This is a genomic window from Vibrio coralliirubri (genome assembly GCF_024347375.1).
GTDB classification, from domain to species: Bacteria; Pseudomonadota; Gammaproteobacteria; order Enterobacterales; family Vibrionaceae; genus Vibrio; species Vibrio coralliirubri.
This window is the reverse complement of record NZ_AP025471.1, coordinates 1,362,886-1,379,578: the sequence shown is the minus strand read 5'-3', so window position 1 is coordinate 1,379,578 and position 16,693 is coordinate 1,362,886. Positions and strand designations below refer to the sequence as shown.

Below are 16,693 nucleotides of genomic sequence, written 5' to 3'. Positions count from 1 at the left end.
GAAATTGCCCCATTGCGTATATGGAATCCAAGTATTTACAAAGTGGCAGATCTCGCCCCCATTTGACATACATTAGCTAGTACTACTTCTGCAATTTCCATAAGAAATAAAAATCATTATTTTTAGCCACACTGTCGGGTTGTAGTAGTTGGTTGAAATCCGTAGCAGAAGAAGAAAGAGCAGCTGTACCGCCTACAGTTGCAATCAAAGACGCCATATCCGTTGGTATTATTCCCAAGTACGATCCAACTGTGATTATGCCAGCGCCAAAGACAATGTTTTGGCGACCCTTGGATAAGTATTTCTCTTTATGAGCGCGTAAGTTTCGATCAATATGAGCTATTTCAGATCTTACAAGGTCAGCAAAGGCTTCTTCTTGCTCTTTGGCATTCAGTCCTTTAATTGTTCCAAGAAATTGTTTTGTACGCTCTCGGTAGATGTCAAAATACTCTTCATTAGCTTGTCTCAACTCAATAACAGTTTCAGGTGTAGTGTTTTCTGCCACCGTAAGATTATATTTAAATGGATTGGTTAATACTTCTGTGTTGATAGCGTTGACATTGATTTTGTTCAAGATATTGAACTGTAAGTCATCGTTAGTGAGGAGGTTTGTGCCATAAAACTTAGAGTGCCAATTGTGAAAAGTTATATCATCAAGCAGCGGTTCCAGTAGTAACTTCAAGATACCTTCATTACGTATGCCATCTGTGCTTATCTTGTACGGTAATCCTCGCATACGCATATCATCGATATACTTGCCTTTGTTCTCATATATATGAAGATACATCTCACGGTGTTCAATAAGGTTACTAGGCCCTTTTAGGATTAAATGGCCTTTATCAACACCATATTCATCATAACTAGCAGTCACTCTACTCAGAAAATGCTTTTCCAATGCATCGTACAATCGGCTTTCATTTCTATATAATTTGTCTTTGTATGGCTCTAGAACGTTATTAATGTAGTCATGGCAAAATGAATGAGTGCTGTTGGCATATTTAATAATCCCAACCTTGAAATAAGGGCATAAAGCTCGATATATCTTTAGGTTAGCTAGAAGCTCCACTCGAACTTTTGGTATCACACCGGATGATTGGCATATCTTGTAAAGAGACTCAAAAGGGTTTCTTAAGAACACCTCATCTGCATAGAGGGAGGTAAAGCTAAGCATTTGATCAATTTTTAATAACCGACAGTCAATGGAAGCACATGGGGTATCTAATCCACTTAAAGCCGAATTTGCTGTAAATGAGAAAGGACTTTCCTGAGAAGAACCTGTAGAAAAATAATATTTAGTTATCAAAAAAAGAGTTTCGATAAACTCGAATAATAACTCATCATCTGCATTTTCAATGGCTTCTTGCAAGGTAAGTTGCCCCCCTGACCATATATCAATAACATGGTCAAACTCACCGACAAAGTCATCAAAATCGAGCATTTCAAACCTTTATAAATCAGATGATTACAATTATCGTATTCTAGCAGTTGCACTTTGTTGTGCAAGTCTAGAACCTTTTCCATTCCTACACTTATCTGAACAGAGTTCAGTGGTGTAGTGCTTTAACTCTAGTTTGTTATGTCCCAAGACGTGGTGGCACACTTCTAAATCACCTTTGCCCAAAGTCGCCTTGGTTGTGGGTAGGGCAAACTGTCAGGTTAGAACGTAATCCCCTCAAAAAAACTATTAGTTGTATGAGGCATACACGTAACCAAAATTCATAAAAACACACCCCTGCAATAAAACACTTGATCATAACTGATTGATTTAAATAGAAATTCTACCAAAAATACTATTGACAAAAGCATCACTAGAAATGTAAATTATCGAAAATTCGCATATCAAAGAGGATTCCATGCTAGAAATTTTGCAGTTTATTACGAGCGGATTTTGGGTGTTCGTAGGTTGTACGTTGTTTTTCTGCTCGGGAGTTAGGTCCATCGGTTGGGCGTTAAACGCAATGCTGTTGGGGTGGCGAGGGATCAGATCTGATGACGTATTCTAGGTTAAGTTATTTAACGATTGATAGGACAAATAGTGAGACTTATGTATTTAACTGATTTACAAGAGGACGCAAAACTGACTCGACAATATGCTTCAGTACGGCTCGATGACGACTATCCTCAACAAAAAGATTGGCAAATAGCACTACAAAAGTTTTACTTTTCGATCAGCTATGAAGAAAGGCTTGATCTGTTCATAAAACTGAATGAACTCTATAAAAATGAAAAAAACATCGAGGAAATGGGGTTACTACGAAATGTGATAGATCTAAATATCCAATCAACCAGTGACATTGATTATTTCGATAATGAATGTGTATATCTTGTCGAACCCTCAAAAAATCAACAAATCGCGAGTCATGCTCTTTACAGACATCTCAGAAACAACAGTTCAGAGAGTTTCCAAAATCATTATCCAGATATCTCGTACGAGTTTAACTGTCAAACATCGATACTGAAAATCAGCCAACCGTTGTTGACCGTCTGTAGTCAGAGGAGAAATCAATTAACTCTCAATCTAGAAGGTTACATCGAAGGAAATTTAGTTCCAAATAACTTTAAATTTCAGATAGTTAACAAGGGAGAGGCTTATTTAAAACTGCCTGAATTTTTAACTAGGAGCGCCATTAATTCCACTGCCTTGATTAATGCACTGAGACTAGATCTGAGATCACCTTGTGATACTCACGCAGTATCGGAATTAGCAGGGGCAGATACTGAGATTAAAATGCTAATCCCGATCCATGATAGTAAGAAGAATCATGTTCCAAAACAGAATTTTCCTACTCGAATCTGTGATGTTAGCCTGAGTATCAAAAATCTCGAAAGAATAATTACATCGCTAATACATCGGAAAGAATTTGTTTAATTATTAATCATGAGGAGTAATTTGATGAGAGATGAATTGAATATGTTAATCCCTTTACTAGAAAGTTTCGAGTTGACGAATTCTGCATTTAGAGTAGTAGACCCAAGCTCACTGCCAGCTCATACGCTAGCTGCATTTGATGACTATATGGCAGGCTCAACTGTTCCCCACCCGATCTACGTATACAGCCACGACTACACTAGATTCTGCCTACTAGTACGCAGAGGTGAAATAGTGATAAATGAATAATGCAATTAAAATTATTGCGCTAGATCTTGAGGGTACATTAATCAGCAACGCAATAAGTCAAATTGCACGACCTCATTTGCACTTGTTCCTCGAAGGTTGCAAGGACATTACTGAACGAGTGGTAATGTACACGACAGTTAGTGAATCGCGATTTCGTCAGATAGCACGGCTCCTTGTTTCAGAGGGAGTTGCGCCCGATTGGTTTGCCTCAATGGAGTATGTTGAGTGGTCAAGCCGCAAGAAAAATCTAGCATTTATATGTAATTCGAATGTAGCAAAAACAGTTATCGTCGACGATGTGGAAGAATATATCGAAAAAAACCAGCGAAGCCGATGGGTCAGTATTAAGCAATTCGCAAGCCCATACCCTGATACCGACAGCCAATTGCTAGAGACTCTGGATGTACTGCGATCTTACAACACTGCTGGCTCACAAATACCGAAAAATCAAGGCTGATGGCACAGTGTAGTGGATGATTGATTTTGGACAATCAATAAGAGGGTTTGCACTTCCAATAATGGATAGTATTGTTAATTATCATTCATGGGTGTGAGTACTATCATCTTTTTACCCAAACAGGTGCATAACAAATAGTTTGAATCATGCACTTATTTATCTGAAATAGGACGCAACCAAGGTTTGGTCACCAAATCTTGGTTGCGTGAATTTTCGATTCAGAGCTTATAAATGACCCAAACTTTAGTGGCTTCGTAGATGACATACAATGCCTAGTAGTGCGGCTGTATTTACTCATCAAAATTCGGTAAAGAAAAGTCAATAAAACCTCGCAGTGAAATGACACTTAAATTGTTGTTTATAAATGGATTAAAGATCCTTCAATATACTCGTGTTGGGCATCTGGAGTACCCTCTACCAATGACTCCTAGCACACTTTTGCCCCAAAACGCTCTAGGAAGTAAATCCATATATAGATCAAGCTTTCATTTTTGCATGGATATCAATCGAAGTTGTCTATTTTTGAGCTTTAGAGTATTTCGTAGAATAGCGCCATCAACTTGCTAACACATAATGAAGGTTTCCTATGAGCACATCACAACTAATTCTTGAGCTATCTCTTATCGGCACAATGCTACTCGTTACGGGTGTTTTTTTGGTCCGTAGCTATGACAAAACCGATGGCGTAGGGACGAAAGTTCAAAAGATCTTAACGGGTCTTCTTGGTGCCTTTATGGTGATGGCGGGAACAGTAAAATTCTTTGACCCGTTTACGACTATGTTCGCAAAACAAATCGCACTGAGTGAACTGCCTTTCCCAACTTTGTCTCGTTGGGCGGGTCAATTAGGTGAGATTTTTGCAGGTTTACTGCTACTGGTGGTGATGATTGGTGATAAGGCGCTCGCAGCACCGATTAAAGATAAAGCGATGCAATTATCAACGCTATTAACGACCGCAATTATGATCGTCGCGGTGTATGTTCACCTATTGCCAAGTGTGCCGGCCGAAGTGCTACCGCTTCAGTCTAAACCACCGGTAATGACACTGATCATTCTTGGGTTAGCTTGGTTAAATGCATTCCTATATATTCGTAAAAAGTAATCGTTAAAGTTACAAAGTAAACGCCAGATTAGTTCGTCTAGTCTGGCGTTTTTCATTTCATAAATACAATAACTACGAGTTTCGCTCTGAGTGAATTGAAGCCAGAAACTCCGCCGATTGCCCAAACCGTTCAAAAATCATATCTCTAAAGGCAACCACTCTGGTCGCTATCAGCTTTCTGTCTGCCCACACCAAAAATGCTTTACCGGTTGGGTATTCAACGTCTGGCAATACCTCTATTAACTCTTTTCTTTCTGCATGCTTTTCAAAGGCTGCTCTTGGCATCATGCAGATCCCTGCTCCTGCTATTGTCGCATCAATATTTAAACGCAGGCTGCTGATTGAGTAACGAGGCTGATAGGGAATGCGGATCGCCTTGCCATCTTCTTTTAGCTCCCAATATGGCAAGTTATTACCTGAGAGTAGCTGATGGTTAATTAACTCTTCTGCTCGTTCTGGCTGACCATGTTTTTCGATATAGCTGGGTGATGCCGCTAGCATTAATGATGATTCAAACAACTGACGCTGTATTAAATGATTGGCATGAGGTGGGGTCGTCACAATCGCAAGGTCAATCTGCTCATCAAAGAAACGCTCTGTGCCTGCGCTAAATTGAATGGTGACGGTGACCTCTGGGTGAAGCTGCATAAACTCAATTGCCATCTTTTGCAGAAAATTATCAGCAAATGGCTCAGGGCAAGATACTCGGATTTCACCCGTTAATACGGGCTGACTATTCGAGAGCTGCGTCCATTCATCATTCAGCTGCATGAATAGGGCAGCGAAGCGCTGGTAATATTCGTCGCCAGCTGTCGTGAGCTGGAACTGTTTTGCATTACGATGTACCAGTTTTTCACCCAGTTTATCCTCAAGACTTGCTACCGCCCTTGATAACGTCGGGGCTGAAACGTGTGTTTTAAGGCTCGCTGCTGCAAAGCCACCGCACTCGACAGATTGGCAAAACAGATAAAGATTGGAGATGTCTTTTGCTTTCATAATTGATCGCTCTTGAGGATTACACTCTGAGTTAATCATTCAAATATGAAAGATTCAAGTTCAATGTTGTCTATTTTTGATTGTGATGGGCGGGGCTAATATAACCCCATCAGTTAGCCAATCGAAGTCAGGCATAAGAGAGTCAATCATGAAAAAGTTTTCACGTAAGTTCCAATACCCACTAATGGTTTCTATGGTTTTACCTACTATGCTTCTTAGCATGCCAGCCATCATGGTAGCGAAAACACTGCCAGAGCAAGGCGTATTCTTTGATGCATGGTTAAACGCAGTTTCAAAAATGGTGCCATCTGCACTGTTAATTTTAGCCCTTGTAGCACCAGCGGTTCGTCTGTTCGTAACCAAAGTGCTGCTAGAGCCAGAAGTAAAATAAGTCAGTAAAGTTAATAAGTTAGATAATAGGAAAGAGAAAATGAGCGAATTTAAACTACACACTGTTGAGTCAGCACCTGAGAAAAGCAAAGCAATCCTTGAAGGCGCACAAAAGCAAATGGGTATGGTTCCAAGCCTTTACGCTGTCATGGCTGAGTCTCCTCAAATCCTAACGGCTTACACTCAACTGCACCAGCAATTTACTAACACGTCATTTGATGCTGAAGAACTAACAGTTATATGGCAAACCATTAATGTTGAACATGAGTGCCACTACTGCGTCCCTGCACACACTGGTATTGCACATTCGATGAAAGTTGCCCCATCACTGACTGAAGCACTGCGTAACGATGAAGCGATGCCTACAGAAAAGCTTCAAGCACTAAAAGACTTCACTCTTGCGGTAGTGCGTGAGCGTGGCAACGTTTCAGAGGCAGGCCTTGAGGCATTCTTTGCAGCGGGTTACGGCCAGCAACAGGTACTGGAAGTGATCCTTGGTCTATCTCAGAAAGTGATCAGTAACTATGTAAACCACGTTGCTCACACACCAGTAGACAAAGTATTTGAGAAGTTTGCTTGGTCTAAAAAATAGTCCCACGAGCTAGATGTTATAGAGCGAACGAGTATGTTCGCTCTTTTTTCACAAAACTTCATATTTAGATGTCTGTTAACAACAGTACAACGAGGGAGCATATGGAGTGCAAGAAAACGGGTGTAAAAAAGCCATTTAGATTAGAGGAAATCTGGCGTATTAGGACTCGCTTAGAGCTCAGTAATAATCTGATGGAACTATCTCTTCTTAACCTTGCAATCGATAGCAAGCTACGTTCAAATGACCTCTTATCATTAAGGGTATCAGATGTTTCATCTAACTTCTTAGTATTCAACCGTGTCAATATGTTCAGAAAAAGACAGGCAATGACGTTCAGTTTGAAATCACTCAGAGAACACAGCAAACGCTGAGTCATTGGATTAAAGACCAAGAGCTTCAACCTAAAGATTACCTTTTTCCAAGCCCACGAAAGCCCCATCAATCTCTAAGCTATTCATATTACCGTCGAATTATTCGAAGTTGGGCACTTGCTTTAGGTCATAACCCTGATCTCTACGGAACTCATTCACTACGCCGAACTAAAGCGACATTGATTTACCAGAAGACTAAAAATATTCGAGCGATACAGCTTTTACTCGGGCATACCAAGATTGAAAACACCATCAAATATTTGGGTGTTGAGTTGGAGGACGCCCTTCGTTTATCCGAAGAAATTGAGAGCTGATTTATAAGGTATGAGTATCAAATGTTGATGCATCAGAGCTTTTTCCCTGTCTCGTTTTTGTCCAAAATCTTCATAATCTGAATTCTTACTCACGGTACTTTCTATCACGAAAATGACCCTTTCCCACTTAGTTCTTTTACTCATACACATGCTGTTAATGTGCGTTTGCTCTACCAAAACTTATCCATCCCTGTCGTGCTGATCGTTGTGGAACCCTCATGATGTAATACGGGGTGAAAGTTGAAATTTATAGATCCAATGCTAGCTCCTTGTTTATTCATTTAGTGACGTGAAAATAAAGAATTGCAGTTTTATTTCGGCGATAACGTCGATAAGTGGGTCAATTTTAAACTGGAGTTGACAGTAGTTCTGACTTTAATGTTGATCAGGATAGCTCAAGATAACGGATGACATGGAGTTAAATTCAGAGATAATCAAGCAGTCCAATCCTAAATAAATAAGTAACTGTGGTTGATTAGAAAGAGTGTGCTAGAAATTATTCATAGATCTGGCCATAAATGCTCGATGGAAACCACCCCAAATGCATAATGGAGGTGGCTCCAAATGCATAATGCGAGCAAATCAAACATCATTTAATTATTTAATAAACAATAGCTTAATCATTAGTTCGCTTCGAAGTTTCATTATGCTTTCTTTGGTGACTTTTATGAGTAAATACAGTAGTGCTACTAATGCACTAAATACCATCTTCGACGCTAATAAAATTTTGGGGGAATTGTCCCGTGGGTTCATGGGGCGTTTACGTTAGAGCGTCGTTTTGCCATTTCAAATCTCCGTGTGGTTAGAGACTTGATCTTAATATTTGTACTTGGCGATTAGAATATGGGGTTTATGACATGCTTACAAAGTAACTGACTAACTTATGTCCAGAGACCTGATGGCGGGGTATGAAACACGAAAATGCCCCAAACTTGTTTTGGATGTCTTTGGCTTCCCCCCCTCGATACAAGTTTTGGCCTAGTTAAAGTAATCCGACATAACTCTCATCATGACTTGCTCTATTTGAATTTAAATTTTTGCAGCTTCCGGTTAGAATAAAAGTCTTTAAAATCATGAGGCTTAACTATGAATGCGGGTGAGATTGGCGCAGCAGCAGGGAGAATTTTTAATTATAAAGCACCTCTAAACTGGATTATCCGAAGTCAAGAAGATCAGGATGATCACGGCATTGATTGTGAGATAGAGCTAAAAGACTCAAGTGGTAAAGCTCTTGGTCAAGAAAGCTTGTTTAAAATTCAGCTTAAAGGTCAAGAGAACTGTTCATTTATTGAGGATGGTCAGAAGTTGTCTTTCTCGGTTTCTCGCGCCCGTCTTCAGTATTATCTCAATTTCAATATTCCAGTGATATTAGTGGTAGTGGAGGTATCAAGCGAAGAGATCTACTGGGTTTCAGTCACTGATAATAAAGAAATATTAGAGAAAGTAAGAGATTCGTCTACTGATACTTTGACTGTCCATTTATCCGTTGAAAATAAGCTAGAAAGAAACGATTCAGTATCTTTTGATAGATTATTGGTGGCTGTTCAAGAGTGTTGGGATTTTTTATCAATCAGAGACCTAAAGGCAGCCGTTAGTAACTGTAAGACACTGCAACCAGAAGCGTTGAACACATGTATTGAACAAGTTGGTGATGCTTTGTTTAAGGCTTATCACATGAAGTTAGACCAACTCCTACTTGCTAGGTCATTTGATGACCTTTATCAGCAAGCCAGTAACATTATTCAATCGCGCATTGTGCCAGCAAAGGATCGCTTTTTAGCTACTCTTTATTTTGACTATGCCTTTAAGATCGCTCCCTATAAACAAATCAAGAATGAGCAGATTGAAGAGCAGTTGAAGCTATGTGAATGCCTAGTTGTCTTTGCAAGAGAACAGAAAGAGGCTGCTTTCCGTCTTACCGCAATAGCTAAGGCTAGAAGCTCGCTGTTTAGCTTCAAAGTTGAGCAACTACATGCTCACCATCATTCAAATGAAAATTTCAAATCTGACAGTTTTGAATATTTGTATATGAACCGAGAAATACACAAGCAATACCATGATGCTTGTGCTCAGTTGCAGAAGATCATAAACATGTGCCACAGGTTAGTTAACCTTGGTCAGTTTAATATCTTGGCGGATTTGATGTGTGATGTGGCCTTATCTATAGGTATGTTTAAAACAATTCATACTGCACGTGGTTCAAATGAAGCTATAGCATTCCTAGATGAGTGGTTTGAAAAGATGCTGCATACAGTATTGATGTACTCGTCAATTGTTAGTGAGATGAGAAAAATTGAGCAGTTGTATCTTATGGTCAATTTACAATCTGAGCTCCAAACTATTGTTAAGTTTGACGTTAGATCTTTAATTCTTGAGCATTGTCCGAGTGCTGAAAAGTTATTGTATGCACTTGATAATATAATAGCTAGTAAGGAAGAACCGAAGCCACTTTTTGAAGCTAGTATCGAAGAGCAAAAGCAATTTTTTGCGGACATCGCTAAGAATCTTGGCATGGACCCACACGATCCTGCGTCGAGAGAGGGGCAATTTGTAGCAATAGGCCTAGCCAATTATGACCCTACAGATATTATTGGTCATTGTGAGCATATGTTTGTTGATTACCGACCGAGAGGAATGATCGCTCAACAGTTAGGGATGCACTCTTTAAGTATGCCTATCATGACTTGTTTAAAGCATAAACACACAGTTGGAACTGGGAACTTGTTGATCAAAGCATTCGATAACTCTGAGGGACCAGAGTTTGCGTTAGGATTTAAGCAAAGTCATTGTGATAAATGCTCTGATTGTTCACCAAGAGCAGATGATTGGGTTTGGAGTTTGAAATGGCAACAAGAAGAACGCAAAAAGCATGTCGATTGGCTTGATAAGATAGACTTTTAAACTGCTTATGCAGCCATTTCGAAATCAAAGAATAGAGGTGCTGTAGCACACCTCTATATAGCAATTAAGCGACGTCAACTTCAGTTTCTGGCTTCGTTGTCACGACAACAGTTATGGAGTTCAGCACATCATAAGGTTGGTGGAATCCAGTAAACCCTTCTTCTTCTGAATAGAAAATATGGCTGATATCCGAGAATGCATCAGGGTTAACCTTGTGTATAGCATTAGGGTTATGGAACATAACAAGTCCATCAGACCATGATTCTTCATAGTCGGGGTCGTCCACATGTTTCGAAAACGGAATGGGGTGCAAACCTTCTGAGTTATACAAGAAGCCTTGTCTGAGCATTGTTACATCCTCACTACCGAGACCTGCAATTTTCCCCATACGATTGAATTTAGGGATTGTTGCTTGGTTGCTGAATAGAAAAGCCCTAAAGATAATCGTGCTTGAAGTGACCCCGTAAAGTTGGACATTTCTGTTAAGCGGCTTTCAAGGCCTGAGTTCGATATTCTATCGGAGTCAGGCCTTTTAGTTTCACTTTTATACGTTTGGTATTGTAGTACTCGATGTATTCTTTAATCTGCTCTATCAGAGCATCTGCATCTTCAAAGCTTTGGTTGTGATACATCTCGGTTTTGAGTAAAGCAAAAAAGTTTTCAGCAACAGCATTATCCAAGCAGTTACCTTTTCTCGACATGCTTTGCGTTAACCCACTCTCCGCTACCTTTTTCTGATACTGTCGATGGCGATATTGCCAACCTTGATCGCTATGTATAATTGGCTTTGAGTTGGGTTTAAGCGTTGATATAGCTTCCGTCAGCATATCTGTGACAAGCGGCAAGCAGGCATTTTTGGCCACTCTATAAGCAACCACCTCCTGAGTAAACAAGTCGACAACGGGAGATAAGTATACTTTCTGCTCTTTGACTTTGAACTCCGTGACATCAGTTACCCACTTTTCATCGGGTTGAGTCGCACTAAAATCTCTTTCAAGAACGTTGGGAGCAGCTTTTCCTGACTCTCCTCGGTATGAACGATACTTTTTAATCCTGACCGTCGATTTAAGGTTGAGCTGAGCCATAAGCCTTTGAACCGTTTTGTGATTAAGCACGAACCCCTGATTCTTTAGTTCCAAGTGAATACGGCGGTAGCCGTATCGCCCCTTATGTTCATGATAAATTGACTTTATCAACCGCAGCTCACGTTCGTAGCTATTTTGGCGCTTGCTCGTTTGAGCCTGATAATAAAAGACACTTTTTGCCAACTGTAGAGTGTGCAGTAAGTGCTTTAATGGGTACTTGCCTTTAAGAGTTAGAGCTATGACCGCTTTTTCTTTGTTCGACGGTTTTTTTTCTGCTCCAACTCTTCCAACTTTTTTAGAACGGCATTCTCGGTTCGTAAGTAGACCAACTCCTCTTTTAGCTCCTCAAGTGTCATTTCATTATCAGGCTTAGTGGTACGTTGAGGTTGCTGTTTCATTGAGGGTCTTCCTTTCTGGCGCATTTCGAGCCCCTTGATACCGAGCTCATTAAATCGTTTAAGCCAGACAGAGAGTATTCCAGGGGATGAGAGGTTTAATACAGCGCTAGTGTGCGTGAGAGACCATTCATTCGTCCACATTAAATTCAATGCTTTTCGTTTTGTTTGAGCAGTCGCGGCATGATTAGTTGGTAAAAATGAATCAGTACCATGGATGGCAAAGACTTGAGCCCAATACCGTATCTGCCTTGAAGAAATTGAATATTGTTTTGCTAAGTAGAGAGATGACGTGCCATCTAAGTATTGCTTAGCAATGATACATTTTAGCTCTCGGCTATATTTGGACATAAAAAGACCCCCAATAATTGGTGTCCAACTATTGGGGGTCAGTTCAGTTTAGGGCTTTTATTATAAGGGTTGCATAAAAGGAGTACATCTAGGGTTATTGTTTAAAAGCCAAATTCAAACGTTATTAATCAAATTTCAATCAAAGGGTATTCTTTGTTTGGAATTGGCTTTTTATCGTTTAGAATTGGATTTTAAACGTTGCTATATATTGACCTATTATTAGAGTCTATGGAGAATAAGTTTTGGAACAACGTGATTTGGAGATTAGATTCGCTGCGGGTGAATTGACTAAGGCTGTTGTGGTGCCAGAGGTGTTTGGGGACAACTGGAACCTAATGTTTGTAGGCAAGAAGAAGTCTGATCAATACTATGTAACACTTCAGCGTTCAGAGACTTTACGTGGATTCAAGACAACTGATGCTGCTATTGGGGTTGCTAGAAAGGTTGGCTTTTTGTCTGTGAGTGTAGAGATGAGTGGTTTAGCTTAAGGGACATCTGCTATAAACAATCGGCATTGTTTTCTGGAAAACACCCTGAATCAGTGCCTTTTAATATGAGATATCCAGTTTTTCTGGAAATTATCTGGAAAGTCAGGGTGCTATATAAGTTGTTGAAAGTATAAAGTTTCAGATTTTAGTCCAGAAAGTCTTGGATAGTTAGATTTGAACTCAATAATTCAGAGTTCCAGCACGCTCTCCTCTCACGAAGTCTTTACATGTAATGATGTACGGATAATCGGGTATTTATCACCTTTTCGTTTACGTCTGGTAAAGGCTGATACAAGCTTCTAGTAATGTCGGATAATACTTGGTCGTAAACTTGCGACACGACGCTAGAAATATCACTGGTTAATTCGTACATGCTATCTGCTGGTTGGGTCGCTTCAGTGCTTGATGCGATCTCGGTGAGTGCATGCATCGCACGTGTGCAAATGGGTGACCCACTGCTGATAGGGCAGATAATCGATAATTGGTTGAGTTTACGGTGTGTCTGAGATGCGTAGAATTTGAATCTCGCATACTCCTCAGGCTTTTCCATATCAGGTATACACATGCGTAACTTGGTCAGGATTTCCATGCAGTCTAAGATCTGTTGCCAATTCATGTGATACTCACGGCTCATGTCTTCTCGCTCAGACTGAATCAGCCAGATGATCATCACTTCATCCATCAAGAACATGCTATGGCGAATCGTTTTGCCATGAATCGATTGGTTACGCACCAAGCTGCGGTTTTGCCAATCACTGTGCATGGCAATGAGCTTAAGGTGATAGATGCGATACATAGGGCGACTATCGAACGAGACATGAGATTGAAGTAGCTCAGATACCTCAAGTATGTTGTCGTAAATCTCGTTCACTTTACGAATCGACTCACTAGACAATCGATAAGCCAGAGCGTAGTGCGTTGCCGCGCGATGTTTGCGTGATAACAACAATAATTCTCTAAGCAGAACTAAGGTTTCAAACCTGTGTGATAGCGCTGTTTGTCTCTTCCTTGAGAAATGAAACAGGGCCGCAAGTACTAATAGGGATAAACCCACTGAAATAACTACAAACATATTCAACTCCTAATATTTGTATACCTACTTAGTGGTAGTGCAGACACCGTGCCAAAATAAATAAATGTTATATTTCAGTTGTTTATGATTTCTCTGTAATTATGGATGATCAATGATGGTGCATGACTTCACCATTCGAGTGAATGTTTCTCATATTTTGCAGGAGTTTTTGAGAGGTTAGTCGTTGGCGAGGAGATGGATCTTGGATTTCAGTGTAGGAAATGAAGAAGGCCTCACCCTTTATATACTTTTAACTAGAAAAAGCAGTAAGAGTGAGGCCTTTCAATGTTCATTTCTGAATTTCGTTATCTTAAGTGCTAAGTACTAAGCGTTTAGCACTAAACGTTACGCAAGCTTAAGGTCGAACTCAGTGCGGTACATCACCATATCTTCAATGGTCAGTACTGGCATGTTGTGTAGTTTGCCGAAAGCAACGATCTCTGGCGCTTTTGCCATTGTGCCGTCTGGGTTGGTTACTTCACATAGTACGCCAGCCGATTGAAGACCAGCCATTTGCATAAGATCCACAGTACCTTCTGTGTGACCACGGCGAGCAAGTACGCCACCTTTACGCGCACGCAATGGGAATACGTGGCCAGGGCGAGCAAGGTCAGTAGGCTTAGCTGTTGGGTTGGCAGCTGTCTTGATCGTTGTTACACGGTCAGCGGCAGAAACACCTGTTGTTACGCCAATTTTTGCTTCGATAGTGACAGTAAACGCAGTTTGGTTTGCGCTGTTGTTATCAACAACCATAGGTGGAAGTTCAAGTTGGTTTGCTTGCTCGTCGGTTAGACATAGGCACACAATGCCGCTGCATTCGCGGATCATAAGCGCCATTTGAGCATTGGTTAGGTGTTCTACTGAGTAGATGATGTCGCCTTCGTTTTCACGATCTTCATCGTCAAGTAGAAGTACGCCACGACCTTCGCGCAGAGCTTGCAGTGCGTTTTCAACGCGAGTGATTGGTTCGCCAAATTCGGCAAGTAGTGAAGACTGATTCATGGTTAAACTCCTAAAATATCACCAGAATCAGGGCTGTATGAGGGATCTCAACCGAGCACAACAAAGCCTACTCATTACAAGTAACTTGTACCAATCGTAGTAAACAACTGGTCATTCTAGCTGGTTAAAACCCTTGATAACGGCGTTAGAATTTTTGACTGTAGAATAACTACTTATCGAAAAATTTTGCCTTGTTCTCAAGCGTTTTTCCTGCGCTATCTCTGATCATTTATTTACTGTGATTGGTATTAGCTCATTATGGTTTTATCCAAAACGAAATGCACCCGTCTGAGTTGGAGGCATCAACCCAATAGATAGGTGCGCCTTTCCAACTTAAACGAGTGTGTTTCCATTCTCTCTCATCCGGACTATAACCGTCGGCTCTGGCATCTCACCAGATCTGCTGACCTCGACGAATCGAGCGCTCGCGGGCTTATCTTTAGATTTTACTAAGGACATACCGCCGGTGGGGAATTTCGCCCCGCCCTGAGAATAAAAATTAATAATTTGTTTTGCTTTGAAAGCAGACCAGATGGTAATCCTTTCGATAGTGGATTTAAAGGACTGACAGCAAAGTTTTTCAGATTCTGGCCTTATAACCCGGTAAGTGTTCACTTTATCGGCAGACCTTGGCGTGTGGTGTTTAGTCGGGCGCAGGTTATGTTTAGTGGGTTTTGATGTCTATATGTGCACAAGTGGATGGTCTGTATTATTGGTGATGAAGTGACAGTTCATCAGCTCAATACTCAAGAGGCCCTTTAATCGATTATTATTACACCATGACGGCTTACTGACCGTTTTGACATAAAATTGATATTGGCGATGCTAAGCTGCGATAGCATCCGACCACTTTATCTCAAAGATCTTAGCCATGACTTCTCTGTTCTCTAACAAATCCAAAGGCTTATTACTGCTCGTTTTAAGCTTGTATTCTCTAGTACCCTTTTTGATCTTTGGATCTGACTTCGACCTTGGAAGCGCGGTTCTGCCTTTCTATGGTGCCTTTATGACGTTCGTGACTTACTCAGCGGGTAATCAAGGGTTCTTGGTGACGCTGGCTGTGTTGTCTTTAGTCTTGCTCACGATGAAGTTTTCTAAAGCTAAGTTAGCCAGCCTTTGCCTGCAGCTCGGTATGTTGCTGGTGCTTAGCTTTGCAGCGAAGACCTTCTTAAAGCATTCAACAGAGAGCCCCCGTCCTTATTCTGAGTATTTGGTAACGCAGGAAGTGGTTGAAATGCCAGAGCTGTTTTATGAGCTGCCTTTGGTAGAAAAAAATGCCGCGATTGAATCTGTGCAAGATAAGGTCAGCGAGTGGCGAACTCGTCATTGGCTTGGCGAAACGGATTACTCTTTCCCATCAGGGCACATGATCTTTGTCGGTGTGTGTTTGGCATTCTTTGGCGGATTGTTCCTAGAGGCGAAACGCTTTTATTTAGTCGGCGGTTTGTTGGTTTGGGCTGGTGGTGTCGCCTATAGCCGTGTTTGGCTTGGCATGCATCGACCTGAAGACTTAGCGGCGTCTATCGCCTTTGCGGGTTTAATTTATTTATTGGTGCCACTGATTCCAACGCAAAAGATAGAACCTTTATTGCCCAAGTTTTTAAGAAGTGCATAATTCTATATTTAACAAGCAGAGATTCTGGCTACTGATTGAGCCCGAGTTCTGCTTGTTTCTTTTTGGTAAGCCCCAAAGACACAATTCGGTGTGACTCCGTGAGGTAGTATCTCAGCTCCTCATCCCTTTCTGATGTGCTCTCAAAAAGCTGAATCCATTTCATGCCACGCGAAGCAAAGTAGGGGGCGGGTTTATAGCCCGGCTCTTCTTTGAGAAAGTCGAAATTCTGATCGGACGCCTTGAAGATAAAAGCAGGCTCATCTTTTGGTCCCCAACCACCAATCGCAAACACCTTGCCACCCACTTTCCAAACGTGAGAGTTATTCCACTGCATCACATAACTGGTTGCAGGCAGTGACTCGCAGAATGCATTGAATTCGTCGTAAGTCATAGAACGTCCTTTTATCTATTGGGTGTTTGATCTGTGGTTTTTAAGATGCCTTT

16 protein-coding genes, 1 pseudogene and 1 riboswitch are annotated in these 16,693 nt (G+C 40.9%); of the genes and pseudogenes, 9 read left to right on the top strand and 8 right to left on the bottom strand.

Annotated elements, in window-relative coordinates:
* Positions 1-82: 82 nt before the first annotated feature.
* Positions 83-1,438: a hypothetical protein gene (locus OCV20_RS22870; RefSeq protein ID WP_261881459.1), complete on the bottom strand. Its 1,356-nt coding sequence runs from the start codon at positions 1,436-1,438 to the stop codon at positions 83-85.
* A 606-nt stretch (positions 1,439-2,044) separates the two neighbouring features.
* Between OCV20_RS22870 and OCV20_RS22865 the strand changes: the two genes are divergently transcribed.
* The 3 genes from OCV20_RS22865 (at position 2,045) to OCV20_RS22850 (ending at position 4,677) form a co-directional block, all read left to right on the top strand.
* Positions 2,045-2,869: a hypothetical protein gene (locus OCV20_RS22865; protein ID WP_086774171.1), complete on the top strand. Its 825-nt coding sequence runs from the start codon at positions 2,045-2,047 to the stop codon at positions 2,867-2,869.
* A gap of 241 nt (positions 2,870-3,110) precedes the next feature.
* Complete coding sequence (locus OCV20_RS22855; protein ID WP_017074778.1) at positions 3,111-3,575, top strand: NIF family HAD-type phosphatase; 465 nt, start codon at positions 3,111-3,113, stop codon at positions 3,573-3,575.
* 586 nt (positions 3,576-4,161) lie between these two features.
* Positions 4,162-4,677 carry a hypothetical protein gene (locus OCV20_RS22850; RefSeq protein WP_048617572.1) on the top strand — a complete coding sequence of 172 codons (516 nt, stop codon included), beginning with the start codon at positions 4,162-4,164 and terminating at the stop codon, positions 4,675-4,677.
* A 72-nt stretch (positions 4,678-4,749) separates the two neighbouring features.
* Here OCV20_RS22850 and OCV20_RS22845 read toward each other — a convergent pair whose 3' ends face one another.
* Positions 4,750-5,673 (bottom strand): LysR family transcriptional regulator, encoded by a 924-nt coding sequence (locus OCV20_RS22845; protein ID WP_048606971.1) that lies wholly within the window; start codon positions 5,671-5,673, stop codon positions 4,750-4,752.
* 148 nt (positions 5,674-5,821) lie between these two features.
* On the opposite strand from OCV20_RS22845, the gene OCV20_RS22840 reads away from it, so the two are divergent.
* From OCV20_RS22840 to OCV20_RS22825, 4 genes and pseudogenes are all read left to right on the top strand, one after another.
* Positions 5,822-6,064 (top strand): DUF2798 domain-containing protein, encoded by a 243-nt coding sequence (locus tag OCV20_RS22840; RefSeq protein ID WP_086774170.1) that lies wholly within the window; start codon positions 5,822-5,824, stop codon positions 6,062-6,064.
* A 39-nt stretch (positions 6,065-6,103) separates the two neighbouring features.
* The gene (locus OCV20_RS22835; protein WP_086774169.1) at positions 6,104-6,655 is read left to right on the top strand and encodes a carboxymuconolactone decarboxylase family protein; all 552 of its coding nucleotides are present in this window, start codon (positions 6,104-6,106) and stop codon (positions 6,653-6,655) included.
* Between the two features lie 101 nt (positions 6,656-6,756).
* A pseudogene (locus OCV20_RS22830) lies at positions 6,757-7,340 on the top strand (tyrosine-type recombinase/integrase).
* Positions 7,341-8,426: 1,086 nt separating this feature from the next.
* Positions 8,427-10,241 (top strand): DUF4365 domain-containing protein, encoded by a 1,815-nt coding sequence (locus OCV20_RS22825; RefSeq protein ID WP_086774168.1) that lies wholly within the window; start codon positions 8,427-8,429, stop codon positions 10,239-10,241.
* Between the two features lie 64 nt (positions 10,242-10,305).
* Here the strand turns inward: OCV20_RS22825 and OCV20_RS22820 are convergent, their stop codons facing one another.
* The 3 genes from OCV20_RS22820 to OCV20_RS22810 all read right to left on the bottom strand — a co-directional run bounded on the left by OCV20_RS22820 (position 10,306) and on the right by OCV20_RS22810 (position 12,072).
* Positions 10,306-10,482: a hypothetical protein gene (locus tag OCV20_RS22820; RefSeq protein WP_261881458.1), complete on the bottom strand. Its 177-nt coding sequence runs from the start codon at positions 10,480-10,482 to the stop codon at positions 10,306-10,308.
* Between the two features lie 241 nt (positions 10,483-10,723).
* Positions 10,724-11,566, bottom strand: coding sequence for an IS3 family transposase (locus OCV20_RS22815; RefSeq protein WP_108721729.1), 843 nt, complete (start codon positions 11,564-11,566; stop codon positions 10,724-10,726).
* On the bottom strand, positions 11,563-12,072 hold the full coding sequence (locus OCV20_RS22810) for a helix-turn-helix domain-containing protein (RefSeq protein ID WP_086774936.1): 510 nt from the start codon (positions 12,070-12,072) through the stop codon (positions 11,563-11,565). Before OCV20_RS22810 ends, OCV20_RS22815 begins: the two co-directional genes overlap by 4 nt.
* 242 nt (positions 12,073-12,314) lie before the next feature.
* Between OCV20_RS22810 and OCV20_RS22805 the strand changes: the two genes are divergently transcribed.
* Positions 12,315-12,560, top strand: a complete 246-nt coding sequence (locus tag OCV20_RS22805) for a hypothetical protein (RefSeq protein WP_086775630.1) — start codon at positions 12,315-12,317, stop codon at positions 12,558-12,560.
* Between the two features lie 223 nt (positions 12,561-12,783).
* Here OCV20_RS22805 and OCV20_RS22800 read toward each other — a convergent pair whose 3' ends face one another.
* Together OCV20_RS22800 and ribB are read right to left on the bottom strand one after the other, a co-directional pair.
* On the bottom strand, positions 12,784-13,632 hold the full coding sequence (locus OCV20_RS22800; RefSeq protein WP_048611609.1) for a hypothetical protein: 849 nt from the start codon (positions 13,630-13,632) through the stop codon (positions 12,784-12,786).
* Positions 13,633-13,977: 345 nt separating this feature from the next.
* Positions 13,978-14,634, bottom strand: coding sequence for a 3,4-dihydroxy-2-butanone-4-phosphate synthase (ribB, locus tag OCV20_RS22795; RefSeq protein WP_086775629.1), 657 nt, complete (start codon positions 14,632-14,634; stop codon positions 13,978-13,980).
* 347 nt (positions 14,635-14,981) lie between these two features.
* Positions 14,982-15,132: riboswitch (FMN riboswitch) on the bottom strand.
* Between the two features lie 373 nt (positions 15,133-15,505).
* Between ribB and OCV20_RS22790 the strand changes: the two genes are divergently transcribed.
* Positions 15,506-16,249 carry a phosphatase PAP2 family protein gene (locus OCV20_RS22790; protein WP_086775628.1) on the top strand — a complete coding sequence of 248 codons (744 nt, stop codon included), beginning with the start codon at positions 15,506-15,508 and terminating at the stop codon, positions 16,247-16,249.
* A gap of 28 nt (positions 16,250-16,277) precedes the next feature.
* Here the strand turns inward: OCV20_RS22790 and OCV20_RS22785 are convergent, their stop codons facing one another.
* A complete protein-coding gene (locus OCV20_RS22785; protein ID WP_050620040.1) occupies positions 16,278-16,640 on the bottom strand; it encodes an MmcQ/YjbR family DNA-binding protein in 363 nt (120 codons plus the stop codon).
* Positions 16,641-16,693 lie beyond the last annotated feature (53 nt).